Below are 26,262 nucleotides of genomic sequence, written 5' to 3'. Positions count from 1 at the left end.
TTTCCTCCCAGTGGAACATTCCGGATGCCGGCCAACCGGCATCCGTACGGCATCCAAGCAACCTCTCCCGGTGGGGATGCCTGCCTCAAATGACACCAGACCAATCTCTCTGTCAATAATTAAATCACTCTTATTTATTATTGACAGCCTTGCGCCGTTCGCACATTCTGTTCCAAAAGCCTCGAGGGGAAATGACGGGAGGAACAGGGGTGGAGACGGCCACTGCCAGGCATGGTTCGCCCGAGGCGAATGAGAGCCTTATTCACCGTGGTACCAACCAGAGCGGCATGCGGGACCACAATGAGCGGCTGGTGCTGTCGCTGGTGCGCCAGCATGGCAGCCTGGCGAAGTCCGACATCGCCCGCATGACCGGACTGTCGGCGCAAACCGTCTCCGTGATCATGCGCGAGCTCGAGGAGGAAAGCCTGCTGCTGCGGCAGGCGCCGCTGCGCGGCAAGATCGGCCAGCCCTCCATCCCCATGGCGCTCAATCCCGAAGGCGCGTTCTTCATCGGCCTGAAGATCGGCCGCCGCAGCGCCGAACTCGTGCTGATCGATTTCCTCGGCAATGTACGTTCGATGCTGCAGCATTCCTACCGCTACCCTGCCCCGCGCGAGACGGTGGAATTCGTCACATCAGGCATGAAGAAGATGCGTGGCGAGCTTTCGCCCGCGCAGGACAAACGCATAGCGGGACTCGGCATCGCCATGCCGTTCGAGCTCTGGAACTGGGCCGATACCGCCGGCGCGCCGCGCGACGTCATGGACGAATGGCGCCATCGCGATATCCGCGCCGACATCCAGGCGCAATGCGATTTTCCGGTCTATCTGCAGAACGACGCCACTTCGGCCTGCGGCGCGGAACTGGTCTTCGGCCAGGCAGGCGCCCCGCGTGATTTCGTCTATTTCTATATCGGCGCCTTTGCCGGCGGCGGCATCGTCCTCAACGGGCGGCTCTTTGGCGGCCCGACCGGCAACGCCGGCGCGCTGGGCTCCATGCCGGTGCCCGGACCGGAGGGAAAGCCGACCCAATTGATCGACGTGGCCTCGATCGCCATGCTCGAAAAAGCGCTCAATGCACGTGGCGTCGAGGCGTCGCATCTGTGGACGTCGCCCGAGGACTGGGGCGAGATCGGCGCCGAGCTCGACGACTGGATCACAAACGCCTCGCGGGCGCTCGCCTATGCCATCGTCGCGGCGTCGTCCGTCATCGACTTCGAGGCGGCGGTGATCGACGGCTGGATGCCGACGCAGGTGCGCCGCAGGCTGGTCGACGCCGTCATCGCCACCATCGACACTATCGATGCCGAGGGATTGAAACTGCCAAACGTCCGCGAAGGCACCGTCGGTATTCACGCGCGCGCTCTCGGCGGCGCCAGCCTGCCACTATCCGAGCGCTTCCTGATCGGTTCGACCACGATTTCCAGGAGCATCTGAATGCTGATCGGAATTCCGGCGCTGCTCGGTCCGGAGCTTCTGGCGATCCTGCGTGCGATGGGGCATGGCGACGAAATCGCCCTGGTCGATGGAAACTACCCGGCCGAAGAGCAGGCAAGGCGGCTGGTGCGGGCCGACGGCCACCATCTCATTCCGGTGCTGGACGCCATATTGAGCGTGCTGCCCGTCGATGACGTCGTGCCGGAGGCGCTGTTTCGCGCCTCGGCCAAGGGCGACCCCTCGCTCGCCGATCCCGTGCATCATGAAATCGAAGTGCTGTGTGCAAAACGCGCGCCCGGGCGCAAGGTGGTTGCGCTGGCCGGTGCCGACTTCTATGCACGCGTCAGGGCCGCGCACGCCATCGTCGCGACCAGCGAACCCAGGCTCTACGCCAACATCATCATCCGCAAGGGCGTGATCCATCCGCCGGAGACGACAAGACAATGATCCTTTGCTGCGGCGAGGCCCTGATCGATATGCTGCCGCGCACGACGACGGAGGGAGAACGGGCCTTCGCACCCTATGTCGGCGGCGCGGTGTTCAACACCGCCATTGCGCTCGGCCGGCTGGGCGCTCCTGCCAGCTTCTTCTCGGGCCTGTCGTCGGACCTGTTCGGCGGCCAGCTCCGCGAAGCGCTCGGGGCGAGCAAGGTCAGTTCCACCTATGCGCACACTTCGCCCCGGCCGACGACGCTCGCCTTCGTGCGGCTGAACGATGGCCAGGCAACCTACACTTTCTACGACGAGAACACCGCCGGGCGCATGCTGACCGGCGAGGATCTGCCGCAACTTGGTCCGGAGATCGAGGCCATGCTGTTCGGCGCCATCAGCCTTATTTCGGACCCGGCGGGGGCCGCCTACGAGGAATTGATGAAGCGCGAGCATGGTCGTCGCGTCATGATGCTCGACCCCAACATCCGGCCGAACTTCATCCCGGACAAGGCAAAGCATCTGAAGCGTATCCGCGAGATGATGGCGATGGCCGATATCGTGAAACTCTCGGATGAAGATCTTCACTGGTTCGACGAAGCCGGCTCGCACGAGGATGTCGTGCGCAACTGGCTCGACCGCGGACCCAAGCTGATCGTCGTGACCCATGGCGCCGAAGGCGCCGTCGGTTACACCAGGGATCACATGGTCAGCGTGACGCCGCAAAAAGTCGAGGTGGTCGATACGGTCGGCGCCGGTGATACGTTCAATGCCGGCATCCTCGCCTCGCTGCATGAGCAGGGCCGGCTAACGAAAGCGGCGATTTCAGGCCTTTCCGAGGACGCCATCCGTGCGGCCCTGACACTCGGCGCCAAAGCGGCGGCGGTGACCGTATCGCGGGCCGGCGCCAATCCGCCCTGGCGCCATGAGATCGCCTGAATGGCGCGCCAGAGGAACGAATCCGAATTAACAGGTTCCTTGGAACCTTCGCCGGCGCGCTGTTGATGAGGTAGTAAAGAAAACCCGCCTGTGCGGCGGGTCCTTGGCGCAACTCAGCACCATGGGCAAATATATACCATAGTTGCCTTCACCCAGTCAAGAAAAAATTCCTATCTTCGGATAATTGCCGCACTGCGGACTGGCCGTTCTCAGGCCTTGGCTGACCCAAGTTCGGGCCGTGGTAAGGCCCAACATGGATTGAGCCGGCCGATCACTTTATGTTTAGCAGGGCCGACTCTGGGGTTATAAGGCCGTAATTGCGCCGCACGAATCCCGGATTTCCGGCGTCCGGCTGACCGACACCGGAAAATGCGGTAACAGACTGCCACGACCGGGCAATTTGTCGCTCCGCGCGCCCGGCTTTCTCGGCAGGCGCAATTCTGATACCAGCGGGTCGAGGCTAGACCGCCCGGTTAAAATCGTTTGAGGACGACATGCAGTTCATCGATCTTGGCGCACAGCGCGAACGAATCCGCGACCGGCTGAAGGCCGCGATCGACCATGTCGTCGAGGACGGCCGCTATATCCTCGGTCCCCAGGTGGCCGAATTCGAGAAAAAGCTCGCCGCCTATGTCGGCGTCAAGCACGTCGTGGCCTGCGCCAACGGCACCGACGCACTGCTTTTGCCGCTGTTCGCCGCCGGGATCGGCCCGGGCGATGCCGTGTTCGTTCCGAGCTTCACCTTTGCCGCCACGGCGGAAGTGGTGGCGCTGGCCAAGGCCGAGCCGGTTTTCGTCGACGTCGATCCCAACACCTACAACATCGACATCGCCAGCCTCGAGGCGGCGATCACGATGATCAAGAAAGAAGGCCGGCTGAAGCCCAGGGCGATCATTCCGGTCGACCTCTTCGGCCTTGCCGCCGACTACGATGCCATCATGGCGATCGCCCACCGAGAAGGCCTGATGGTGATCGAGGATGCCGCCCAATCGATGGGCGGTTCGGCGGACGGCAAGATGTGCGGGTCGTTCGGCACGGTCGGCTCGACCAGTTTCTATCCGGCGAAGCCGCTCGGCTGCTACGGCGACGGCGGAGCGATGTTCACCAACGACGACGCCTTGGCCGACAAGCTGCGCTCCTTCGCCTTCCACGGCAAGGGCGAGACGCAATATGACAACATCCGGGTCGGCATCAATTCACGGCTCGACACGCTGCAGGCCGCGATCCTGATCGAAAAGCTCGCCATTCTCGAGGACGAGATGGTTGCCCGGCAAATGGTGGCGAACCGTTATGCCGAAGGGCTTGCTGATGTCGTCACGGCAGCCCGCAACCTGGACGGCAGCCGCTCGGCCTGGGCGCAATACGCCATCGAGACGCCCAAGCGCGACGGGCTGAAGGCGCATCTCGGCGAAAAAGGCATTCCGTCGGTCATCTACTATGTGAAGCCGCTGCACGAGCAGATCGCCTATCGCGACTATCCGAGAACGCCGACCGGCCTTGCCGTATCCGAGCAATTGCCCAAGCGCATCCTGTGCCTGCCGATGCATCCCTATCTCAGCGAAGCCGATCAGGACCGGATCATCGAGACGATCCGCAACTATATCGGATCGAACTCGGCGCAGGCCGCGGCCGAGTAACCAGCCGGCTTCAGGCGGAGCTTGCCCCTGCCCTGCCGCTGGCGATGAAATGCGGATTGGCAAAATCCGCATCGCCGCCCTGGTCTCGCTTGCCATACATCAAGGGCTGTCCATCCAACGTGCGCGTGATGCCGCCCGCGGCGCGCAGCACGGCATCGCCGGCCGCGGTATCCCACTCCATGGTACGACCGAAGCGCGGATAAATGTCCGCCTCGCCATTGGCGACCAGACAGAATTTCAGCGACGAGCCGACAGAGACGATCTCGGCGATGCCTAGGTCGCGAATATAGGCTTCGGTTTCGGGCGTGTTGTGGGAGCGGCTCGCAACCACCACCAGCGGCGTCGCAGCCGCCCTCACCGAAATCGGCCGGCGAGAGACGATGCGGAAGTCGCCATCTATTTCGAGGAATTCCGCCTTGCCCGGCAGCCCGGAAAAGAACCGGCCCGTGCAGGGCGCGAAAACGACGCCGACTTCCGGCACGCCGTGGCGGACAAGCGCGATGTTGACGGTGAAATCGGTGCGGCGATTGACGAATTCCTTGGTGCCGTCCAGCGGATCGATCAGGAAGAAAGCCCCGTCCAGGTCCGGCGGCACGATGCCGGCGGATGCTTCCTCCTCGGCCACGCAGGGAATGTCGGGGAAGGCCGCACGCAATCCGGCCAGAATGATCTTCTCGCTCTCGCGGTCCGCCTCGGTCACCGGCGAGGAATCTGATTTCTGGTCGACCGCGCAGCCGGCGTGGAACACACGCATGACCTCGCGGCCGGCCGCCAAAGCGAGCCCCTCGAAAATCTTGAGCATCGACCTGTCGTCAGATGCCGCCGCCATTGTCGTATTGGTCTTCGGCAATGTCACGCTCGTTCAGCCAGTGTTCCAGGGCATCTACCATCTCCTCGGCCGATTTGCCGAGTGTCTTCAGATGGATTTCCGGTTTTTCCGGCGCTTCGTAAGGCGAGTCGACACCGGTGAAGTTCTTGATCTCGCCATTGAGCGCCCGGGCGTAGAGGCCTTTCGGGTCACGCCTGGCGCATTCCTCGAACGGCGTGTCGACGAACACTTCGATGAACTCGCCTTCGGCCATCAATTCGCGGGCCATGCGCCGCTCGGCGCTGAAAGGCGAAATGAAGGAAACGATGACGATCAGCCCTGCATCGGCCATGAGGCGGGCCACTTCGGCGACGCGGCGGATGTTTTCGACGCGGTCGGCGTCGGTAAAGCCGAGATCGCGGTTGAGGCCGTGGCGGACATTGTCGCCGTCGAGAATGTAGGTATGGCGCCCGGAGGCGAACAGCTTCTTCTCGAACAGGTTGGCGATGGTCGATTTGCCCGAGCCCGACAGCCCCGTGAACCAGAACACGGCGGGCCGCTGGTTCTTGATGTCGGCACGTACCCGCTTGCCGACATCGAGCGATTGCCAATGGATGTTCTCGGCACGGCGCAGCGAATGCAGGATCATGCCGGCGCCGACCGTGGCGTTGCTGATGCGGTCGATCAGGATGAACGCGCCGGTTGTACGGTTCTCGGCGAAGGTGTCGAAAGCGATCGGCGTGCGCGTCGAGATGTTGCAGATGCCTACTTCGTTCATCTCGAGCGACTTGGCAGCTTCACGGGCGAAGTCATTGACATTGACCCGGTATTTCAGGTCGGTGACGGTAGCGCTGGTCTGGTCGGTCTCGGTGCGCAGGATATAGGAGCGGCCCGGCAGCAGCGCATGTTCGTCGAACCAGACGATGTTGGCGGCGAACTGGTCGGCGACCTGCGGGCGTGCCGCAGGCGCCACCAGCATGTTGCCCCGGGAAATCTCGACCTCGTCATCGAGGACAAGCGTGATGGCCTGGCCGGCAACCGCCTGGGCGAGGTCGCCACCCTGCGCGACGATGCGCCTGACGCGGGAGGATTTGCCCGACTTGGCGACGACGACCTCGTCGCCTTGCGAGATCGCGCCCGAGGCGATCGTTCCGGCGAAGCCGCGAAAATCGAGATTGGGACGGTTGACGTACTGCACCGGAAAACGGAACGGCAGCTCGGCCGCGGCCTCGTCGACCGAAACGGTTTCGAGATGTTCGATCAGCGTCGGGCCGGAATACCATTCCATCCTGTCGGAGCGGCCGGTGACGTTGTCGCCGTAGCGCGCCGACATCGGGATCGGCACGATGGTCTCAAAGCCGAGATCGCGCGAAAACTGCTGATAGTCCTGCGTGATCCGGTCGAAGACCGCCCGATCGAAATCGACGAGATCGATCTTGTTGACGGCTAGCACGATATGGCGGATGCCGAGCAGCGAGGCGATGATCGAGTGGCGCCTGGTCTGGCGCAGCACGCCTTGCCGCGCATCGATCAGCACGATTGCCAGGTCGGCGGTGGACGCGCCGGTCGCCATGTTACGCGTGTACTGCTCGTGGCCGGGCGTGTCGGCGACAATGAATTTGCGCTTTGGCGTGGCGAAGAAGCGATAGGCGACGTCGATGGTGATGCCTTGCTCGCGCTCGGCTTCGAGACCGTCGACCAGCAGTGCGAAATCGATGTCGTCGCCGGTCGTGCCGTGCTTGCGCGAATCGCGTTCGAGCGCGGCAAGCTGGTCCTCGAAAATCTGCTTGGTGTCGGAGAGCAGACGGCCGATCAGCGTCGACTTGCCATCGTCGACGGAGCCGCAGGTGAGGAAGCGCAGCAGCGACTTCTTCTCCTGCGCCGCCAGATAATCGCGGACGCCGTCGGTAGGTGCGAGGCTCTTTGCCATGATGTGGCGCATGGTCAGAAATACCCCTCGCGCTTCTTCTTTTCCATCGAGCCGGCTTCGTCCCGGTCGATCAGGCGGCCCTGCCGTTCGGAGGTGCGCGCGGTCAGCATCTCGCCGACGATAGCTTCCAGCGTGTCTGCTTCCGATTCGATGGCGCCGGTCAGCGGGTAGCAGCCGAGCGTGCGGAAGCGCACCAGCCGATTCTCGATCGCCTCACCGGGGCGCAATTTCATGCGATCGTCGTCCTTGAGGATGAGCATGCCATCGCGTTCCACGACCGGCCGCTGCTTGGCGAAATAGAGCGGCACGATCGGGATGTTCTCCCGCAGGATGTACTGCCAGATGTCGAGCTCGGTCCAGTTGGACAGCGGAAAGACGCGGATCGATTCACCCGTGGCGATGCGGGTGTTGAAGATCTTCCACATTTCGGGACGCTGGTTCTTCGGATCCCAGACATGCTGGGCGTTGCGGAAGGAAAAGATGCGCTCCTTGGCGCGCGATTTTTCCTCGTCGCGGCGGGCGCCGCCAAAGGCGGCATCGAAACCGTATTTGTCGAGCGCCTGGCGCAGCGCCACGGTCTTCATCACATGGGTGTGCGTGTTCGAGCCATGATCGAAGGGATTGATGTTGTCGCGCACGCCATCCTGGTTGACGTGAACCAGGAGATCGAAACCGAGTTTTTGCGCCATCTGATCGCGAAAGGCGATCATCTCGCGAAATTTCCAGGTTGTGTCGACATGAAGGAACGGAAAGGGCGGCTTGGCGGGATAGAATGCCTTCATCGCCAGGTGCATCAGCACGGACGAATCCTTGCCTACGGAATAGAGCATGACCGGCTTGGCGAAGGCGGCCGCGACTTCACGGAATATGTGGATTGACTCGGCCTCAAGCCGCTGCAGGTGCGTAAGCGCTGTTGTCATGGCCTGTCTAGCGTTCTCTCGTGCCTTCCGACAGAAGACCTGGCATCAAATCATCGGGCTTCCCGCCCGGTTCAAGCTTGCTTCTGGACAATGTTATTCTTCCGGGCGTTCTAGCAGATCGCCGCTGCCCAGAACAATGCAAGACGCGCCTGGCAAGGAGTGGTTCGGGAATGAATTTTCCATCCATGCGTCAAAATGCGGAAATTCCTGCTTGTCACGCCGCCGGCTGAGAAAATGCGGGGGAAAAAATTGCTTGATGAAAAGCACGCAGTCTTCGCCGCGCCCAAATCCGATCGTCTGCCAGCGACTACCGATTTTCGGTGGCAATCGGCCTTGATGCACTTTCAGAAAAAGACCCAAGCCGCTATACCGGCCCCTGAAAGCGGGCAGATGCACGATGCGACACGGGCAATTTCGGCAGGGCTATGTTCGCCGCCGTCAGACAATCCGCCGTGTGAAGCGTCCGAGAATGGTGAGCCGCCCTTGAGCCAGCTTTCATCGATAAGACGGCAGTTCTCGCCCGCGCGGATCAATATCTATTTTTCCATCGCTTGCTTCTTTTTTCCACCGGTCCTGGGGTCTGTGGTGAGCTTCGTGTTCAACGGCGGCGGCCTGTGGTCGGTTCTTTTGATCGCCTCGAAAAAGAGGCGCTTCAACATCGACCGGGCGATGATGGCGCTCACGATCGCGATCTATGCCTATTGCGCGGCAAATCTCCTGGCTTCGCTCGCCAATAACGCAATTGTCAGGGATGCGCCGCATCTGATCCCGCTCGTCACCTTCCTGTTTTTCCCCCTCTCCTATTCAACCTGGAGCATTACGCAGAAAACAACCCTTGTCCGGATCATAATCCTCAGCAGCATGGCCGCCTGTTTCGTCGCGCTGCTGTTGGCGATCATCCAGCAATATTGGATCGGGATGAGGGCGGAGGGCGGAGCGGGAAATGCGATCGTGTTCGCCACGGTCGTCTGCCTTGCAGTGATGGCCTGCGTGGCCGGTGCCCTGTCGGGCATCGAAAGGCACAAGAGTGCGCTGATCTGCGCAGCGCTCGGCGGAACGATCGCCATCATCTATTCCGGCACGCGTATCATCTGGCTGGCGCTGCTGATTTCCGGCATTGCCGTGCTGTTGATCAACCAGCATTGGCTGAAAGGGAAGAATGCCGTCCGTCTGCTGCTTCTGATGGCGGCGATCGGCGTCGCGGTCGCCGCTATCGGATTCCATACGATATCCGACAGATTTGATTTTCTGCGCTCTGATTGGGACGCGCTTGGGGCGCACGGCAATTCCGACACCTCGCTTGGAATACGTGTTGCCCTCTGGGACATCGGCCTGAAGGCATTTCGCGACATGCCCTTGTTCGGACACGGAGTGGGCGCCAACCAGCTCTTGATCAGGCAGGGCTTCCAAGACCTGTTCGCGAAAACGGCAGGTTTCAATCATTTCCACAATGGCTTCCTGACGGCATTGGTACAGGCGGGCATCCTGGGCGCCGTGACTTTGGCGGCGATCTTTGTCGTCGCCGGCAGAAACGCCGCCCTGGTCCTGCGCAACAGCGCCGACCCGATCGAGCGCTTTGGCGCCACCATGGTCGTCGTCATGGTGATCACCTACCTGACGGCTGGGATGACAGGCATCCTGATCGGCCAAGACATCCTGGATTCGGTGTTCATGGTCTTCCTGGTATCCGGGACCTATCTTGCGTCGGGACGTCAGGCCCCGTTGCCGGAAGAGATGCCGCTTCCGCCAGTCACGCAATAGCGGCTCCGGGCAAGGCAATGAAGGTCTTGGTCACAGGCGCATCGGGCTTCATCGGACGCCTTGTCGTGCAAAGGCTTTGCGAGGCAGGGGTGGAGGTTCGCCTCGCCTCGCGCTACCCAGAAAGGCTCGCTTCGGGCAGCGACATCGTTGGCTTGCCGCGTTTCGATGCGCCGGCCAAGGACTTCCTTGCCGTCACCCGTGACGTCACGGACGTCGTTCACTGCGCCGGCTTGAACAATGATCAAGGCGAGGCCACCGAAGCCGACTACCGAGCCGCCAACGCGGAACTGAGCGCGCGGCTGGCGCATGCGGCCGCCATGCAGGCAAGCGGACGTTTCATCCAACTGTCATCGGTCCGGGCCGTGATCGGCGCCCGCGTCAGCGCAACGATCGACGAGCATACGGTCCCCGATCCGCAATGCGCCTACGGGTGCTCGAAACGCGAGGGCGAGATCAGGGTCCTGGACGCCTATGCATCGCACGGCCGCGCCGACGCCGCCGTGCTGCGCCTGCCTGCCGCCTACGCAAGCGGCATGAAGGGCAATCTGGCAATGCTGATGCGCCTGGCCGATACAAGCCTGCCGCTGCCGACGGGTGTACTGACGGGAACCCGCTCGCTGGTGTCGGCCGACGCAGCCGCGCAAGCCGTGCGGCATTTGTTGGCTCATCCGGGGCCGCTCAGCCCTGCCTATATAGCCAGCGACGTGCCTCCGGTGTCGGTGGCAGCCGTCGTAAGCGCCTTCCGTAAGGGACTTGGGCGGCCGGTGCGCCTGGCTGCCGTACCGGCCAGCCTGATGCGGATGGCCGCGGTGGCGCTAGGCAAGCGGGCGTTTTGGGAAAGCATGACGGCGACACAGATATGCGACCCTTCCCTGCTCGTCTCGCAGGGCTGGCTGCCGGAAACAGCGACGCTTGATCGTCTAAGCGAAATCGCGGCGCGCAGCAGGCAAGCTCAACCTGGATAAATCGTCGCAAGCAGGATGCGAAGATCAAGGCCGATCGAGGCGACCTTGAGATAGTCGGCATCGGTTTCGGCCAATAGGGCCGGGTCCGACATGTCGATGCCCTTGACCTGAGCCAGGCCGGTGATGCCGGGAAGCGCCGATGAAACGCCCAGCCGTCGGCGGCACTCGATCAGCTCGGTTTGCGTCGGCAGACAGGGACGCGGTCCGACCAAGCTCATCTCGCCCTTCAGAACATTCCAGAACTGCGGCAGCTCATCGAGCTTGAACTTCCGCAGGGTTTTTCCGGCCGGCGTCACGGCATTCGCCGGCGCCTCGTGCGAAGGCAAGGATGGCGTGCCGACATACATCGTGCGCAATTTGTGACAGCGAAAGAGCACGCCATCGCGGCCAACCCGCGTTTGAGAAAAGATGGCCGGACCGGGCGACGATATACGAACAGCCAGGACAGCGAGCGCCAGGACGGGTGACGTGACCAGGAGCAGCAGCGCCGCGCCGGCAAGATCGAAGATTTGCTTGGCTGTCTTCATGAACCGCCGATAGTGCTCGTTGCCAAAACCAAAGACGAAATACGAATCCGCTCGACGTAGCATGAGGCTATCGCTCGACCAAGCTCGACCCCTCGCCAGCCAGCGCCCCAGAGTCCCGAAGGTCCGCCGATAAATGCCGCTCTTGCGCAGACTGCTCAAGCGCCTAAGAAGGCCAGGGTCTTTCGAAGCATCAGTTCGCCTGCCCGGCCGCTTTCGGGATCACGGCCTCAGGCACGTCCCCTCTTACCTTCTTGGTATGGTCAAGACCCGCAAGCACAGCGAGCGAGGATGCCTTGTCCTGGCTCTTCACGGATTGCTGCAGGGCCGCAAGCGCCGCCTGGACATCGGACCATTCCGCGACATCGGTGCTCAGGCCAAAAATCTTGGAAATGCCGAGTTCGACCAGCTCCTCATCCTCACCATGCAACGTTTCATGGAGTTTTTCACCCGGCCGGATTCCGGTGAAGCGAATGGGGATGTCCGTGTATGGGCTTTTTCCGGACATGCGGATCATCGTCTCGGCAACTTCGAGGATCGGCACCGGTTTGCCCATGTCGAGCATGTAGACGGCGTAGTCGTCGCCGGCTTTCCGCGAGGCGGCATCGGCCGCGGACATGATGACGAGGTCGACGGCTTCGGCCACGGTCATGAAATAGCGCGTCATGCGCCGGTCGGTTATGGTGACCGGACCTCCGGCCTCGATCTGCGCCTGGAATATGGTTGCGACCGAGCCATTGCTGCCAAAGACATTGCCGAACCGAACGGCTATGAACTTGGTGGCGGGGCGCCGTGCGCCGGGCTCGCCGGCGGGCGTTTCATGCAAGGCGCTGACGATCTGTTCGGCCGCCCGCTTCGTCAGGCCCAGCACGGATGTCGGGTCCACGGCCTTGTCGCTCGAAACAAGCACGAATTGCTTGACGCCGCATTTGGCGGCAACCTCGGCACAGACAAGCGTTCCGAAGACATTGGTCTGGATGGCCGAATCCCAGTTTTCCTCGAGCAAAGGCACATGCTTCAGTGCCGCGGCGTGGAAAACGATGTCCGGCTTGAACTCGGTGACGACACGCGTCATCTGGCGCCGGTCGGCGACATCGACAATGCGGACCTTGAGGCGGTCATGGTCCTTCTCTTCGACGTATTGGCTCAACTGGAAAATGCCGAACTCGGAATTGTCGGCAACCAGCACCGCCTCCGCGCCCAGTTCCAGTGACCTCTTGACCAGGGTGCGGCCGATGGAACCGGCGCCGCCGGTGACCAGGACGCGCTTGCCGCCGACGAAGGCCCCGATGCGTTCGATGTCGGACGGAACCGTGGGGCGGCGCAGGATCGTTTCCATCTCGACCTCGTCGAGAACGAGCTTTCCCTCCTGGCCGAGCTGCGAAAGCCCCGAGAACTGCACCACCGCTATGTCGCCTTGCCGGGCAACACGGACGAGCTCCGAATACTCCTCGATCTCATGTTCGGCGCCGCTGCCGAAAATCAGCAGGTCCAGGCTTGTCGTACCCTTGGCGTATTCTTCCAGCACCTCGATCAGGCGGGGGCGGGTGGCCACGACGGGAACGCCCTGGATCCGAGTGCCCTGCGGAACACCGTGCTCAATCGCCATAATCCCTGCAATTGAATACTCTACAGGCTGCGTCGTGCGCGTGAAACGGATGATTACGTCGGCCTCGCTCAGCTTGCCGACAAACACCGCTCTCTTGGTCGAAGCCTTGCCGCGACTCAGAATGCGCCAGCTCGCGCCGTCGCGAAAGAACCGGTAGAAAATCCGGGGCGCCGAGATGATCGTGAAAGAAACCAGGAAGAAGACGATGAACTGGCGCTCATTGAGGCCCGCCACCGGCTGAAAGGAACGAACAAAAAGCGAAACACAGTAAAGGACGATGGTCAGTATTGCGCAGCCCTTCAGGATGTTGAAGAAATCCGGCGTCGAGGCGAAGCGCCACACAGTATTGTAGAGGCCGCAATATCTGAATAACAGATGACTAAGAATAATGATGCTCGCCCAGCAAGCGAAACCCGCTGGAGAGAACGCTTCGAACGACAGCCTCGACTGCGATAAAGTCAGGCTAAGCGCCACCGCCACCAAAACCATGGCGATGTCTTGAATCATGATGATGGCGCGACGCATTGTGGGCCGGAGTCCGGGTACAGCTTCTACATAGGATTTCATCGGACGGTACTGAACTCCAGGCGCGAAGACTTCAATACTAAAGTGGCTCTAGAGCGAATACCATCCGTCACCGGCGGCTTCTTTTTAGTACCAAATCTTCGGCCCCCGCCGCGTGTATCGCATAGCGTGGACTTGAAATCATCGCCAGAGATTTTTTCATAGGTTGGCGGGTGAAGAGAAAGTCCGTTTGATCAAGATCTTGCACATCAACTGCAAAGAGCCCTAGAGTCCGACAGCAACTCAGGATAGAGAGAGGGGTCGGCCGGAGAGGTCAATCCTTGACTACTCTTTGCCCTGGTGCGGTCTGCTCTCGACCTATGGCCTATGGTTCCGCAGATATCAAGCGGTTCGAGAATGCCGGCAGCGCGATCGTGAGGCCATCGCTCGGTCCTTGACGCCAGACGGCTCTCACCCTGTCGACGCGGCTGGGAATGCAGTGTGGATAGCTGGAAGGAAAGGTGAACCGCCCGAAGCGATTTTGCGGTTGACAGCCAAGTCTGCTGCAATATGACGGTCTTCCCTTTACCAGCCAAAGCGAAGTGATGAAGTTTGGATCAAGTGGCCTGCGAGGGTTGGCTTCAGAATTAGTCGGGAAACCCAGCGGCCTTTATACGGAGGCTTTCGCTTGGCGTCTCGTTGCCGATGGGGTCCGATCGAAGGCCAAGGTGTTCGTTGGTCGCGACTTGCGCGATAGCAGTCCGACGATCGCCGCCAACTGCATGGCTGCCTTGGCGGCAAGTGGGTTTCAACCGATCGATTGCGGTGCCATTCCAACGCCAGCCTTGGCGTTGTATGCCGGGCAGCATGACGCAGCGGCGCTCATGGTTACGGGTTCGCACATCCCTGCGGACCGCAATGGCATCAAGTTCTATAGCCCGCGGGGCGAGATCACCAAGGCCGATGAAGCCGCTATGGCACACTATGCTGCCGAACGGCTAGACGCCTATTGCCCCCCGCCGCCAATAGGTACGGCTTTGCCGGGACATCACGACAATGCGATCGCCGCCTATCGCGCGCGCGCCGATGACATCTTGGAGCCTGGGTCCCTTTCGGGCCTGAGGCTCGGCGTCTATCAGCACAGTTCGGTCGCGGCGGATCTTCTGGTGGAGGTTCTCCGATCCTTTGGCGCAGATGTGACACCTGTCGGGAAATCGGAGACCTTCGTACCCGTCGATACCGAAGCCGTTGACGAAACCACAATTGCAAAGTTCAAGGGTTGGGCGCGGGAATTCCACCTCGACGCCATCGTGTCGACCGATGCCGATGCTGATCGGCCACTGATTGCCGACGAGAATGGTGACCTGTTTCGCGGCGACCTGATCGGCCTCGCCACGGCTCTGTTCCTGCGGGCTGACATCGTGGTGACACCCGTGACTTCGAATTCAGGTATTTCGAAAGCCTTCGGTTTTACGGTTCTGAGAACGAAGGTCGGATCTCCCTTTGTTGTCGAAGCCATGGAAGCCTCACACCGCCCCGGGAAAATCGTTGTGGGCTTTGAAGCCAATGGTGGCGTTCTCTTGGGGTCGGACTGTTCGCTACACGGCAAGACATTGACGGCATTGCCGACACGGGATTCACTGCTCCCCATCCTGGCTGTCCTCGGGATGGTCGCATCGACAAGAAAATCGCTGTCAGGTCTGCGCGCGTTGTGGAATCTTCCGGCTTGTGCAAGCGAACGCCTTGAGAATTTCCCGGTGGAGAGTTCGCGCAGCTTGATGCGCCGGCTCGCGGATCGGCCTGCACTGCAGCGGTTTCTGGCCCCGTTCGGGACTGTTGCTGAAGTTGACGAGACCGACGGCCTAAGGACACAAATGCTGACTGGCGAGATCATCCATCTGCGGCCGTCCGGCAACGCGCCTGAACTTCGCTGTTATTCGGAGGCAGCAGACCCAGGCAGAGCGAGAGCGATTGTGGCGCTGACGCTCGACAGGGCGCTGGCGATCGCATCCACAAACGAAGCAGAGGTCATTTCATGAAAGTGGTTCCCGTCATCATCAGCGGTGGAGCCGGATCGCGACTATGGCCTGCCTCAAGGCAATCGCACCCCAAGCCTTTTCTTAAAGTGGCGGACGGGCATTCGCTTATTCAGCACACAGTGCTGCGCGCCGCGTCGATTGAGGGAGTGGTGGAACTCGTGGCTGTAACGTCCGGGGACCACCTTTTCCTTACAAAGGACGACTTCGACGAACTGGATTCGGTTGTGTTGCCACGTACGTTTCTGCTCGAGCCGGAAGGCCGGGATACGGCCGCTGCCGTGGCGGCAGCCACTGTCCATGCCAAGGCAACGCAGGGCCCTGATGCGATTCTATGCGTCTTCCCGGCCGATCACATGATTGGCAACCTGCCCGCATTTCTAGACGTTATGGGCCGCGCCATCGAATATGCAAAACTGGGGCGGATTGCCACACTGGGCATCAGCCCAACCAGGCCGGACACGGCGTTCGGCTATATCGAAGCCGATGGTGAGAAAGTCGTCCGTTTCGTTGAAAAACCGGATCTCGACACAGCCAAAGCCTATGTCGAATCCAAACGCTTCTTCTGGAACGCGGGGATATTCTGCTTCAGCGCGCAACGCATGCTCGACGAGATGGCTTTGCATTGCCCCGAAGTGATCCAGGCGGTTTCCGACAGTTATGAGAACGGCCGATTCAGTCAAGGCGAAGGCTTTGCCAAAATCGAACTCGCGCCCGAGCATTTTGGCTCCGCTCCGCGAATCTCTCTCGATCACGCGGTTATGGAGAAGGCGAACAATCTTGCCGTGGTTCCTTGCGACATGGATTGGAACGACATCGGATCTTGGAACGCGATGGCCGATTTGATCGCTCCTGACGAAAGCGGCAACAGGCTGCGCGGCGATGTTCATATGGTCGACACCACCGGCAGCTATGTAAGTTCCGACAAGCGCGTCATCGGCACGGTCGGGGTCAGCGATCTGGTGATCGTGGATTCTCCCGACGCATTGCTTGTCGCCTCCCGCGATCGCGTTCAGGACGTCAAGAAGTTGTTCGAGGGCCTCAAGGCTTCCGGGCATGAGGCACATTTGGTCCACAGCACCGTACATAGGCCGTGGGGCACCTATACGGTTCTGGAGGAAGGCGAGCGCTTCAAAATCAAACGCATCGAGGTGAAACCCGGCAGACGTTTGAGCCTGCAAATGCACTACCATCGCTCCGAGCACTGGGTCGTGGTCAGCGGCTCCGCGAAAATAGTCAACGGCGACCAGGAGCTGTTCCTGGCGACAAACGAGTCGACCTACATCCCCTGCGGTCATAAACACAGGCTGGAGAACCCGGGCCGGATTGACCTGGTGATCATTGAAGTGCAAAGCGGCGATTATCTCGGCGAGGACGATATCGTGCGTTTTGACGACGTATACGGCCGCGCCTGACAATCCATTGGCTCACGGTGCTGGGCGACCAATCACCGGATAAACCGAGAACATCGATGAAAAAGACAGCTTTGATTACCGGCATCACCGGGCAGGACGGCGCCTATCTGGCGGAGCTTCTGCTTGCCAAAGGGTATGAGGTTCACGGACTTGCACGGCGTTCAAGCACTGCCGATGTGAACACCACGCGCCTGAAGTGGCTCGGCATCGAGAAAGACGTTCGGATCGTGGACGGAAACCTCACGGATTTGTCCGGTCTGGTTAGAACAATGCGCGATGTGAAGCCGGATGAAGTCTACAATCTTGCCGCCCAGTCTTTCGTCAAGTCATCGTGGCAGCAGCCGATCCTGACGGGCAACGTTACCGGCATAGGCGTGACCAATGTTCTTGAGGCAATCCGCCTGGAATCGCCGGAGGCCCGTTTCTATCAGGCATCATCCTCGGAAATGTACGGCCTTATCCAGGAGCCGATGCAATCGGAAACCACACCTTTCTACCCCCGTTCCCCTTATGCGGTGGCGAAGCTCTATGGTCACTGGATTACGGTCAATTATCGCGAAAGTTTCGGCCTGCATGCCTCAAGCGGCATCCTGTTCAATCATGAATCTCCGCTTCGCGGCATCGAGTTCGTCACCCGCAAAGTCACGGATGCGGTCGCGCGCATCAAGAAAGGCATGGCAAAGGAATTGCGTCTCGGCAACATCGACGCCAAGCGTGACTGGGGTCATTCCAAGGACTATGTCCGCGCCATGTGGCTGATGGTACAGCAGGACCAGCCGGACGATTACGTGGTTGCGACAGGCAGGACGACAACTGTGCGCGACATGTGCCGTATCGCATTCGACCATGTTGGGCTCAAGATGGATGACCATCTTGTGATCGATCCCGACCTATTCAGACCGGCCGAAGTCGAAATTCTGCTCGGAAATCCCGCCAAGGCAAAGCAGAAGCTGGGATGGGAGGCGACGACCTCGCTGGAAGCAATGATCTGCGAAATGGTGGACGCGGACCTCGACCGCCTTACCAACCCGCCGAGCCGCGGGTAATCGGAAAGCCCTCTTTGCCAACATGATCGGCACGTTGACGCATCGCATCCTGATAACCGGGGCCAGTGGGTTCGTCGGCACGACACTCTTGCAGTTGCTGGAGCGGGAGCACGGTTCCTGCGAGGTTTTTGCTTTTGGTCACGGCGAAGGGCAAAACCCGATCGATCTGCTGGACCAGGACGCGGTCGACACGGCCGTCCAGAAGGTACAGCCCACCGCGCTTATCCATCTGGCAGCAGTCGCCGCCCCTTCCGATGCACGCAATGCGCCGCGACATGCCTGGAACGTCAATGTTACAGGCACGATGAATCTTGCCGATTCCGTGATGCGCCACGCGCCACAGGCACGGTTCGTTTACGTTGGCAGCTCGGAAGCGTACGGCGCTTCCTTCCAAAGCGCCCGCGGCCCGGTGACGGAGAGTGCCCCGCTTCGGCCGATGACCGTCTACGGTGCCACCAAAGCGGCCGCGGACCTAATGATCGGGCAAATGGCATATGACGGTCTGCGCGCCATCCGCTTTCGCCCGTTCAACCATACCGGCCCGGGCCAGTCCGATGCCTATGTTGTCTCCGCCTTCGCACGCCAAGTTGCAGAGATCGCATCGGGCAAGAACAAGCCGGTCATTAAGGTCGGCAATCTTGAAGCCGAGCGCGACTTCCTCGATGTTCGCGACGTGGTGCGCGCCTATGCGAGCGCCGCGACGATGGATCTGGAGGACGGACCGGACCATGTCTACAACATCGCATCCGGGCAGCCCCGAAGAATCCACGACATATTGGATATGCTTGTCGCACAGGCAGGCATCGATATCGAAGTGCATACAGACCCCGAAAAATTTCGCCCAAACGATATCTCCTCGGCATGGGGTGATGCCTCAAAGGCACGCGACAAGCTGAATTGGAGTCCTCTAGTGCCATTCGAGCAGACACTCAGCGACGTTTTGGGGTATTGGCACCGGATATATAGCGCCCGTTGACTGCGAGACGCGCGCAAAGGATCGATCACATGTTCCGAAGCCTATGGCAGTACCGCCATTTCATCATGTCCTCCATCAGAGGCGACCTAAAAGGGCGTTTCGTGCGGTCGCGCTTGGGCGGCCTGTGGTTCATCCTTCACCCGCTTGCGCAGGCAGTCATCTTCTCGATCGTTCTCTCGGAAGTTCTCAAGGCACGGCTTCCGGACACAGACAGTCCCGCCGCCTACCCGATCTATCTCCTGTCGGGCATGGCCGCATGGACGCTGTTCAGCGAGATTCTCATGCGCAGCATGACCGTCTTCATCGAGCAGGCACCCGTGATGAAGAAGATTGCCTTTCCGCGTTTGTGCCTTCCCGTGATCGTCGGGGGCACGGCGCTGATCAATCACCTGCTGCTGCTCATCGCGCTCTTTATCATCTTCATTTTCCTCGGGCATATTCCGGGCCGTGCTTTGGTCTTGCTGCCGATTGGGATCATCTTGATTGCGGCGATCGGCTTCGGCCTTGGCGTGATCCTCGGCGTAATGAACGTGTTCATTCGAGATGTCGCGCAGGTCATGACAATCGTGCTTCAGCTATGGTACTGGCTGACGCCGATCGTCTATCCGGCCAACGTCTTGCCGGAGAAGTACAGTTTCGTGTTGAATATCAACCCGGTCGCGCCCTTGGTGGCGCTTTACCAGGATGCGCTGTTGTTCAACCGCTGGCCGAGTCCGGAAAGCCTGATCATACCGGCAGTCCTGGGTCTGGTGAGCGTGACTTTTGCGATGGTCTTCTTTCGGCGTGCAAGCCCCGAACTCATCGACGTGCTGTGACTATGACCATGCTTTCCGTCAGCCATCTGTCGAAGCGCTATGCGAATTATGCGAGCAACCTCGAAAGGTTCGCGGGCTGGTTCGGTGCGCCGGTCAAGCCAACGGAGGAATTCTGGCCGGTCAGGGACATCTCGTTTTCGCTTGCGGCCGGAGAGGCGCTTGGCCTCATCGGGCAGAACGGCGCCGGCAAGAGCACGCTTCTGAAATTGATCACCGGCACGGTGCGCCCGACCGAAGGCGTGGCGCATGTCGGCGGCCGCGTCAGCGCCATTCTGGAACTCGGGCTCGGCTTCAATCCCGAATTCACCGGACGGCAGAACGCTTTCCATGCTGGCGGGCTGATGGGTCTCTCGCAGGCACGGTTGACCGAGCTCATGCCTCACATCGAGGACTTCGCCGAGATAGGCGAGTTCTTCGACCAGCCGCTTCGAACCTATTCGAGCGGCATGCAGGCGCGCCTGGCCTTTGCGCTAGCCACTGCGGAGCGACCGGAGGTGCTGATCGTCGACGAAGTGCTTTCGGTTGGCGACAGCTATTTCCAGCACAAGAGCTTCGACCGGATACGCAGCTTCAGGGCGGCAGGCACCTCGATTATTCTGGTCACCCACAATCTAGACGATGTGAGACCATTATGCGACCGGGTCATTCTGCTGGATAAGGGGCATGTGCTGAAGGACGGGCCGCCTGACGAGGTGATCGATTATTACAATGCCCTGATAGCGACTAAAGAGAACGAAAAGCTGACCGTGGAGCAGCGCCGCGAAAAAGGCCAATGGCTGTACACCCGAAGCGGCAATAAGGCGGCGACGGTTGAGTCGATAGAATTGACCGACAGCGACAGCGGAGCCCCGGTCAAGAGTGCGCTTTCCGGGCAGAGCCTGACAATCCGAGCCAGTATTGTTGCGAAAGAGGCAATCCCGGAGCTAGTTGTGGGTTTCATGCTTAGAGACCGTGCTGGTCACGTTGTTTGGGGAACCAACACCTGGCATACGAAGCAGGCACTTTCGAACCTGGAGGCTGGAGACAAGGTCGAGTGTCGCCTGCGCCTTTCCTGCGCTCTCGGTCCGGGCTCATATGGTCTTTCGGTTTCTCTTCACACCGGAGGCGTTCACGTCGACAGCAATTTCGACTGGATAGAAAACGTTGAGGTTTTCGAAGTCGTCAATTCCAGTCACCCTTTCTTTATCGGAACGAGCCGTCTCGACCATACGTTCGAAATCATCCGATGAAAAAGAGCTTTGATGAACTGTACAAGACCTTCGAAGACCGGTTCCGCGGGCCGCGGGAACTCGTCAAGGAACGGCAGAAAATCTATCTGCCTCTACTGACTCAGCTAACTGCAAGAGAGGATGCGCCGAATCTAGCGATCGATCTTGGCTGCGGACGCGGCGAATGGCTGGAGATCCTCACGGAGGCGGGCCTGACTGCCGTGGGTGTGGATTTCAACGAAAGCATGGCGCAGGGAGCCGTCGATCGTGGACTGAGAATCGAGCCTCAGGACGCAATCGAATATCTTCGAGGGCAAGCGGACGACAGCGTGGCTATCATTTCGGCCTTCCACATGGTCGAGCATGTTTCGACCGATTATTTAATCGAGTTGCTGGATGAGTGCCTGAGAGTGTTGACTGATGATGGCGTGCTTATTCTGGAAACGCCTAATCCGGAGAATATCTCGGTCGCTACACATACTTTCCATCTCGACCCGACCCACAAGAGCCCACTGCCCCCGAGCCTGCTCGAATTTCTTGTGGAGCAGGCCGGCTTCTCAGAAACCGCGATTCTGCGGCTGAATGGTGCGCCCATGATCGAAGCGGGGCCGATGGAGAGCAGCGTTCACCTCATGTTCGAAGTGGCGCGCGACTATTCCTGTCTCGCAAGAAAGCGTGATGGACCAGCGGCAGGAGAACTCAAGTCACTTGCGGCGTTTGTGAAAACTGCGTCACAGCAAATGCCCGCCGATGTAGAACAAATAAAAGGTTGGTTGCATTCCGCTGACGACGAGATCGCCAGGAACTCGGAAGCAGTCAAGGGAATGATGTCCTCCACCACGGATCAGCTTCAGCAATTGACCGAAAGCCTCGCCTCCCAATCGGAGTTAATGAGAGCAGGACAGACTGCGCTCACCGACACGCTAGCTTCCCTCGGTAGGTCCCTAGCCGAGCGGGATGCCGAAGTCGCCCGCCTCCGACGGCACATGGCCGAGCGGGATGCAGAAATCGCTAGGCTGAATAAGAGCGTAGCGAGGCGCGGTCTGACGTGGATTCTTGGGCGGCTCCATTCCGAGGCAGCAGGCTTAAAGCGGGCGGCGGTCAGCAGTGCGAAGCACCTGTTTCGGCCATTTGCTACGCAAGCGATGCGGTTTGTCCTGAAGCATCCGCGTTTGCGCACCCGCACTATCGATTGGCTGAGGGCCAACCCGGCACTGCTTGCCCATGCGCGTCTATTCGCGGCATCTCGCGGACTCACCGGAGCGCCCATAACCGCTCCACCGCCAGGATCATCCTCCGCCGAATTGATGGGGATCGACCCGTCGTTGCGTGGACTGTCGGCACACGGGCGCCGAATTCATGCCCAATTGAAGCGCGCGATTGGTATGAAACGACAGAGTTTATGATGCGCGTCATCATCGATATGCAGGGCGCGCAGGCGACCAATGCGAAGCGCGGCATCGGTCGTTATGTTATGGCTTTCGTCGAGGGAGTAGTTCGCAATCGCGGCGAGCACGAGATCGTTCTTGCCCTGAACGGCACCTTCCCAGATTCCGCTGCGGATATTCGTACGCATTTTTCCGGCCTATTGCCAGCGGCCAACATCCGAACTTGGGTAGCACCCGCGTCAGTCGCAGGCCTACATCCGGAATATACCGGACGGCGCAAAGCGGCCGAGCTTTTGCGCGAAGCCTTTCTCGCCTCGCTCGAACCAGATGTCATCGTGGTATCCAGCCTATTTGAAGGCTGTGTGGACGATGCTGTGACAAGTATCGGACTGCTTCCCAACTCGGCCCCTGTGGCGACCATTCTGTTCGATCTGATCCCGCTCCTCAACCGCGATCCTTATCTCGCCAACCCGGCCGTTGCTTCGTGGTACGAATCAAAACTCGATCATTTGCGCCGCTCGAATCTGCTTCTCGCCATCTCAAAGTCCTCGCGACGGGAAGCAATTCAGTGGCTCAATTTTTCCGACGAAGAAGCTGTCTCTATTTCAGCCGCGGTGGACAATAACTTCCGGCCGATGCAGATCGAAGCGGCGCAGGAGTATACCTTGCGCAGCAAATATAGGCTCACGCGTCCGTTCGTAATGTATACTGGCGGTATAGATCATCGCAAGAATATACCCGCTCTGATCCGAGCCTTCGGCAAACTTCCAAGAAAGCTAAGAAAGAGCCACCAGCTCGCCATCGTCTGCTCCGTCGAAGAGAGCACCCGGGCTGAACTGCAGGAAATGGCAAGACTAGCGGGAGTGCCCGACGACGGCCTCGTGCTCACCGGTTTCATCCCCGAGAACGACCTCGTCGCGCTTTATAATCTGTGCGCGCTCTTCGTTTTCCCTTCGTGGCATGAAGGTTTCGGCCTCCCCCTTCTCGAGGCCATGAAATGCGGCGCGCCTGTGATCGGGGCGAATAGATCGAGCGTGCCGGAGGTGATAGGCTTCGAACGGGCGCTGTTCGATCCGTTCTCTGTGCCAGATATGGCAGCCCGTATGGAGGAAGCGCTGAGCGATGCCGACTTCCGATCGGCGCTCGTCAGCAACGCCATTGATCGCGCAGAGCTTTTTTCATGGGATGCCACTTCGTGTACCGCTCTGAATTCCCTGGAAAAGCTTCATGTCACGCGCAGCCTCTCAGCCCAATTGCCAGCAACGCCGCGGGGTCGACCAAGGCTGGCCTACCTGTCGCCGCTGCCGCCTAGCCGCAGCGGAATCGCGGATTACAGCGCAGAATTGTTGCCGGAACTTGCACGCCACTACGAAATCGATGTCATCGTTGACCAGCCTCACGTCGATGATCCATGGGTGAACGCGAACAGCCGCGTCTACACAAGTGCATGGTTCGCTGAAAACGCCCACCGTTATGCCCGCGTTCTGTACCACTTTGGCAACTCCCCATTTCATGGAGAAATGTTTGGTTTGTTGAAGCAAATCCCCGGTGTGGTAGTCCTACATGATTTTTTTCTGAGTGGAATTCAATCTCATCTTGAGTTTTCCGGCGGTGTACCCGGAGCATGGAGCCGCAGCCTTTATGAAAGTCACGGTTTCGAGGCGGTGAGACACCGCTTTCACGTGAACGACACGGCTGAGACCGCCTGGAGGTATCCCTGCAATTTCGAACTGATCCGCGACTCTCTTGGGATCATTGCTCATTCCCATTATTCCAGGCAGTTGGCGCTCGAACACTATGGCGAAGAGGCAGCGCGCCGATGGTCCTATGTTCCCTTGCTCCGCGCACCTGTGGATCTGCCGAGTCGCAGCGCTGCGCGAAAGCGGCTATCGATCCCACCCGACGAGTTCGTCACCTGTAGTTTCGGCATGTTGACGGCGACCAAGCTGGGTGATCAGTTGCTTACCGCTTGGGCTGCGTCCCGGCTCGGCCGCATGAAAAATAGCAGGCTGGTCTTCGTCGGAGAGTCGCCGCCGAACGAATTCGACGCATCCTTGCGAGCGGCAATTCGGGGCAGCGGGGCGGGACGACGTGTCTCGATCACAGGTTGGACGAATCGGGAAACTTATAGGGACTATCTTGCCGCTGCGGACATGGCCGTCCAGTTGCGCGGCAATTCGCGGGGTGAGACTTCGGCCGCTATTCTCGACTGCTTGGCTGCGGGCCTGCCGACGATCGTAAATGCTAACGGCTCAGCGGCTGAACTCGACGATCGCGCGGTTCGCAAAGTGAAGGATCGGTTCGGCCAAATCGAGTTGAGCGAGGCCCTAGATGGCCTCAGTGAGAGTACAGACGAAAGGGAGCGCCTCGGACGACAAGGTCGAGCCTATCTGCTTGCCAATCACACCCCGCGTCTCTGTGCCGACCGATATGCTGAAGCAATTGAAAAATGCTATCATAAAAATCATGCTGGGGTTGGCGGGCTGATTGATGCGTTGGCGCAGCATGACGGCTACGGTCTTGAGCCGACCGAACTGGCCGCGGATATCTCCATGAGTATAGCCGTCACACGCGAGCGGGCCTCTCTTTTCATCGATATCACCTACCTGCGGACTTTCGACCTACGCACCGGCATCCAGCGAGTAGTTCGGTCTGTCTTAAACGAATGGTTTGCGCATCCGAATAGGGACTTTCGCATCGAGCCGGTCTTTTTGAGCGGTGGCCAGTTTTTCCATGCGAAGCGCTACACTGCGCAATTCGTTGGCGGGGATGAGAACGCCTTCGAGGACGAACCCGTTACTTTCTGCGCCGGCGACATTTTCCTGGGGCTGGATCTTAATCCTGATACCCGTTCGACAGAAGCTGCACCGGCATTCCACCAAATGCGTTTGTTCGGCGTTAAAATCGTGTTTCTGATCTATGATATTCTCCCGGTTCTACACCCTGAGTGGTGGCCGGCAGGCGGAAGCGACACCCATCGAGCGTGGCTCGTAAACTCATTGGTCGTCGCCGATCAGTTAGTCACGATATCGAAGGCTGTGACCGACGACGTTGAAGAATTCTTCGCCGCGGAGTTCCCGCCCGGTAGCAAAAAACCTGAAATCGGCCATTTCCATCTAGGTGCCGATATCGGCCGGTCCAATCCGACCAGAGGCTTGCCCGACAGTGCCATCGGCATCCTTGATGCTATTGCGAGCACCCCAACCTTTCTGATGGTCGGCACCATTGAGCCGCGCAAGGGCTATGGTCAGGTTCTCGACGCCTTTGATATTTTGTGGGGCAAGGGAGTATCTGTGAACCTGGCGATTATCGGCAACCAGGGATGGATGACCGAGGTAGTAGCCGACCGAATGCGGCTCCATCCTGAAAATGGTAAACGCCTATTCTGGCTTAATAGTGTAAGTGACGAATATCTGGAACGCCTTTATGCCGCCTCGGCCTGTCTTGTCGCCGCTTCCGAGGGCGAAGGTTTCGGCCTGCCGCTGATCGAGGCGGCGCAGCACAAGCTACCGATCATCGCCCGCGACATTTCGGTATTCCGGGAGGTCGCCGGCGACCACGCTTACTATTTCGTAGGATCGGCCGGTGCGGATCTGGCTGACTCTATTTGCGAGTGGCTGACGCTCTTCAAATCGGGGCAACATCCCCGATCTGACAATATGCCCTGGCTAACCTGGGCTCAGAGCGCGAGGCAGTTGCTCGACCTTATTCTTGAGGACAGGGGGGCTTCCGGCCGAAGCGGAGCCGTCGCTCTCAAAGCGAATTGAACAAGCCCAACCATTCCGCAATTAACAGGTTTTTCGAAAAAGAAGAGTTCGGCAGCGAGTACCTAGCAGCATTGATGATTAGTGGCCTACTGCCATGTCATTGCTCTGACTGGTCTTTCATGCCATCTGGTGACAATCCCAAAGTAAAGT

General features: G+C 59.7%; 19 protein-coding genes. 14 read left to right on the top strand and 5 right to left on the bottom strand.

Going from position 1 to position 26,262, the window contains the following annotated elements; genetic code table 11:
- Positions 1 to 209: 209 nt before the first annotated feature.
- From FJ940_RS06405 to FJ940_RS06390, 4 genes are all read left to right on the top strand, one after another.
- Positions 210 to 1,436 (top strand): ROK family protein, encoded by a 1,227-nt coding sequence (locus tag FJ940_RS06405; RefSeq protein WP_140655826.1) that lies wholly within the window; start codon positions 210 to 212, stop codon positions 1,434 to 1,436.
- On the top strand, positions 1,437 to 1,883 hold the full coding sequence (locus FJ940_RS06400) for an RbsD/FucU domain-containing protein (protein WP_140494830.1): 447 nt from the start codon (positions 1,437 to 1,439) through the stop codon (positions 1,881 to 1,883).
- Complete coding sequence (locus tag FJ940_RS06395) at positions 1,880 to 2,803, top strand: carbohydrate kinase (RefSeq protein WP_140655824.1); 924 nt, start codon at positions 1,880 to 1,882, stop codon at positions 2,801 to 2,803. Before FJ940_RS06400 ends, FJ940_RS06395 begins: the two co-directional genes overlap by 4 nt.
- A 494-nt stretch (positions 2,804 to 3,297) precedes the next feature.
- Positions 3,298 to 4,440 (top strand): DegT/DnrJ/EryC1/StrS aminotransferase family protein, encoded by a 1,143-nt coding sequence (locus tag FJ940_RS06390; RefSeq protein WP_140655822.1) that lies wholly within the window; start codon positions 3,298 to 3,300, stop codon positions 4,438 to 4,440.
- 10 nt (positions 4,441 to 4,450) lie between these two features.
- Here FJ940_RS06390 and cysQ read toward each other — a convergent pair whose 3' ends face one another.
- The 3 genes from cysQ to cysD are packed head-to-tail and all read right to left on the bottom strand — an operon-like array spanning position 4,451 to position 8,098.
- Positions 4,451 to 5,242 carry a 3'(2'),5'-bisphosphate nucleotidase CysQ gene (cysQ, locus tag FJ940_RS06385; protein WP_181171742.1) on the bottom strand — a complete coding sequence of 264 codons (792 nt, stop codon included), beginning with the start codon at positions 5,240 to 5,242 and terminating at the stop codon, positions 4,451 to 4,453.
- Between the two features lie 10 nt (positions 5,243 to 5,252).
- Entirely contained in the window at positions 5,253 to 7,190 is a 1,938-nt protein-coding gene (cysN, locus tag FJ940_RS06380) for a sulfate adenylyltransferase subunit CysN (RefSeq protein ID WP_181168410.1), read from the bottom strand.
- 2 nt (positions 7,191 to 7,192) lie between these two features.
- Positions 7,193 to 8,098, bottom strand: a complete 906-nt coding sequence (gene cysD, locus FJ940_RS06375; RefSeq protein WP_140655817.1) for a sulfate adenylyltransferase subunit CysD — start codon at positions 8,096 to 8,098, stop codon at positions 7,193 to 7,195.
- 483 nt (positions 8,099 to 8,581) lie between these two features.
- Between cysD and FJ940_RS06370 the strand changes: the two genes are divergently transcribed.
- Both FJ940_RS06370 and FJ940_RS06365 read left to right on the top strand, forming a co-directional pair.
- Positions 8,582 to 9,859, top strand: coding sequence for an O-antigen ligase (locus tag FJ940_RS06370; RefSeq protein WP_140514968.1), 1,278 nt, complete (start codon positions 8,582 to 8,584; stop codon positions 9,857 to 9,859).
- A 17-nt stretch (positions 9,860 to 9,876) separates the two neighbouring features.
- Complete coding sequence (locus FJ940_RS06365; RefSeq protein WP_140520765.1) at positions 9,877 to 10,824, top strand: NAD-dependent epimerase/dehydratase family protein; 948 nt, start codon at positions 9,877 to 9,879, stop codon at positions 10,822 to 10,824.
- Here FJ940_RS06365 and FJ940_RS06360 read toward each other — a convergent pair.
- Together FJ940_RS06360 and FJ940_RS06355 are read right to left on the bottom strand one after the other, a co-directional pair.
- Entirely contained in the window at positions 10,812 to 11,351 is a 540-nt protein-coding gene (locus FJ940_RS06360; RefSeq protein WP_140494844.1) for a sugar transferase, read from the bottom strand. The two genes, FJ940_RS06365 and FJ940_RS06360, sit on opposite strands and share 13 nt — an antisense overlap.
- 190 nt (positions 11,352 to 11,541) lie before the next feature.
- A complete protein-coding gene (locus tag FJ940_RS06355; protein ID WP_181165146.1) occupies positions 11,542 to 13,524 on the bottom strand; it encodes a nucleoside-diphosphate sugar epimerase/dehydratase in 1,983 nt (660 codons plus the stop codon).
- 542 nt (positions 13,525 to 14,066) lie between these two features.
- Here FJ940_RS06355 and FJ940_RS06350 point away from each other — a divergent pair.
- The 8 genes from FJ940_RS06350 to FJ940_RS06315 are packed head-to-tail and all read left to right on the top strand — an operon-like array spanning position 14,067 to position 26,112.
- On the top strand, positions 14,067 to 15,500 hold the full coding sequence (locus FJ940_RS06350; protein WP_140655814.1) for a phosphomannomutase: 1,434 nt from the start codon (positions 14,067 to 14,069) through the stop codon (positions 15,498 to 15,500).
- On the top strand, positions 15,497 to 16,912 hold the full coding sequence (locus tag FJ940_RS06345; RefSeq protein WP_140655811.1) for a mannose-1-phosphate guanylyltransferase/mannose-6-phosphate isomerase: 1,416 nt from the start codon (positions 15,497 to 15,499) through the stop codon (positions 16,910 to 16,912). The genes FJ940_RS06350 and FJ940_RS06345 overlap by 4 nt, the downstream gene beginning before the upstream one ends.
- A gap of 56 nt (positions 16,913 to 16,968) precedes the next feature.
- On the top strand, positions 16,969 to 17,958 hold the full coding sequence (gene gmd, locus FJ940_RS06340) for a GDP-mannose 4,6-dehydratase (protein WP_140514900.1): 990 nt from the start codon (positions 16,969 to 16,971) through the stop codon (positions 17,956 to 17,958).
- Positions 17,959 to 17,992: 34 nt separating this feature from the next.
- Positions 17,993 to 18,934 (top strand): GDP-mannose 4,6-dehydratase, encoded by a 942-nt coding sequence (locus tag FJ940_RS06335; RefSeq protein WP_246672551.1) that lies wholly within the window; start codon positions 17,993 to 17,995, stop codon positions 18,932 to 18,934.
- A gap of 29 nt (positions 18,935 to 18,963) precedes the next feature.
- The gene (locus FJ940_RS06330) at positions 18,964 to 19,749 is read left to right on the top strand and encodes an ABC transporter permease (RefSeq protein ID WP_140655808.1); all 786 of its coding nucleotides are present in this window, start codon (positions 18,964 to 18,966) and stop codon (positions 19,747 to 19,749) included.
- Between the two features lie 2 nt (positions 19,750 to 19,751).
- A complete protein-coding gene (locus FJ940_RS06325; protein ID WP_140559405.1) occupies positions 19,752 to 20,978 on the top strand; it encodes an ABC transporter ATP-binding protein in 1,227 nt (408 codons plus the stop codon).
- The gene (locus FJ940_RS06320) at positions 20,975 to 22,363 is read left to right on the top strand and encodes a methyltransferase domain-containing protein (RefSeq protein ID WP_140559404.1); all 1,389 of its coding nucleotides are present in this window, start codon (positions 20,975 to 20,977) and stop codon (positions 22,361 to 22,363) included. The genes FJ940_RS06325 and FJ940_RS06320 overlap by 4 nt, the downstream gene beginning before the upstream one ends.
- Positions 22,360 to 26,112, top strand: a complete 3,753-nt coding sequence (locus FJ940_RS06315) for a glycosyltransferase (protein WP_210242378.1) — start codon at positions 22,360 to 22,362, stop codon at positions 26,110 to 26,112. The genes FJ940_RS06320 and FJ940_RS06315 overlap by 4 nt, the downstream gene beginning before the upstream one ends.
- Positions 26,113 to 26,262: the final 150 nt, after the last annotated feature.

Origin of the sequence: Mesorhizobium sp. B2-3-7 (genome assembly GCF_006442695.1) — a bacterium.
GTDB lineage: Bacteria > Pseudomonadota > Alphaproteobacteria > Rhizobiales > Rhizobiaceae > Mesorhizobium.
The sequence above is the reverse complement of the archived record's forward strand: the minus strand, read 5'-3'. Positions and strand labels throughout refer to the sequence as shown.

What these genes read in the sequence shown, in the direction of transcription:
- FJ940_RS06400 (WP_140494830.1), top strand. Translation starts at nt 1,437, where the DNA reads ATGCTGATCGGAATTCCGGCGCTGCTCGGTCCGGAGCTTCTGGCGATC.
- FJ940_RS06395 (WP_140655824.1), top strand. Translation starts at nt 1,880, where the DNA reads ATGATCCTTTGCTGCGGCGAGGCCCTGATCGATATGCTGCCGCGCACG.
- FJ940_RS06390 (WP_140655822.1), top strand. Translation starts at nt 3,298, where the DNA reads ATGCAGTTCATCGATCTTGGCGCACAGCGCGAACGAATCCGCGACCGG.
- cysQ (WP_181171742.1), bottom strand. Translation starts at nt 5,242, where the DNA reads ATGCTCAAGATTTTCGAGGGGCTCGCTTTGGCGGCCGGCCGCGAGGTC.
- cysN (WP_181168410.1), bottom strand. Translation starts at nt 7,190, where the DNA reads ATGCGCCACATCATGGCAAAGAGCCTCGCACCTACCGACGGCGTCCGC.
- cysD (WP_140655817.1), bottom strand. Translation starts at nt 8,098, where the DNA reads ATGACAACAGCGCTTACGCACCTGCAGCGGCTTGAGGCCGAGTCAATC.
- FJ940_RS06365 (WP_140520765.1), top strand. Translation starts at nt 9,877, where the DNA reads ATGAAGGTCTTGGTCACAGGCGCATCGGGCTTCATCGGACGCCTTGTC.
- FJ940_RS06360 (WP_140494844.1), bottom strand. Translation starts at nt 11,351, where the DNA reads ATGAAGACAGCCAAGCAAATCTTCGATCTTGCCGGCGCGGCGCTGCTG.
- FJ940_RS06355 (WP_181165146.1), bottom strand. Translation starts at nt 13,524, where the DNA reads ATGAAATCCTATGTAGAAGCTGTACCCGGACTCCGGCCCACAATGCGT.
- FJ940_RS06350 (WP_140655814.1), top strand. Translation starts at nt 14,067, where the DNA reads ATGAAGTTTGGATCAAGTGGCCTGCGAGGGTTGGCTTCAGAATTAGTC.
- FJ940_RS06345 (WP_140655811.1), top strand. Translation starts at nt 15,497, where the DNA reads ATGAAAGTGGTTCCCGTCATCATCAGCGGTGGAGCCGGATCGCGACTA.
- gmd (WP_140514900.1), top strand. Translation starts at nt 16,969, where the DNA reads ATGAAAAAGACAGCTTTGATTACCGGCATCACCGGGCAGGACGGCGCC.
- FJ940_RS06330 (WP_140655808.1), top strand. Translation starts at nt 18,964, where the DNA reads ATGTTCCGAAGCCTATGGCAGTACCGCCATTTCATCATGTCCTCCATC.
- FJ940_RS06325 (WP_140559405.1), top strand. Translation starts at nt 19,752, where the DNA reads ATGACCATGCTTTCCGTCAGCCATCTGTCGAAGCGCTATGCGAATTAT.
- FJ940_RS06320 (WP_140559404.1), top strand. Translation starts at nt 20,975, where the DNA reads ATGAAAAAGAGCTTTGATGAACTGTACAAGACCTTCGAAGACCGGTTC.
- FJ940_RS06315 (WP_210242378.1), top strand. Translation starts at nt 22,360, where the DNA reads ATGATGCGCGTCATCATCGATATGCAGGGCGCGCAGGCGACCAATGCG.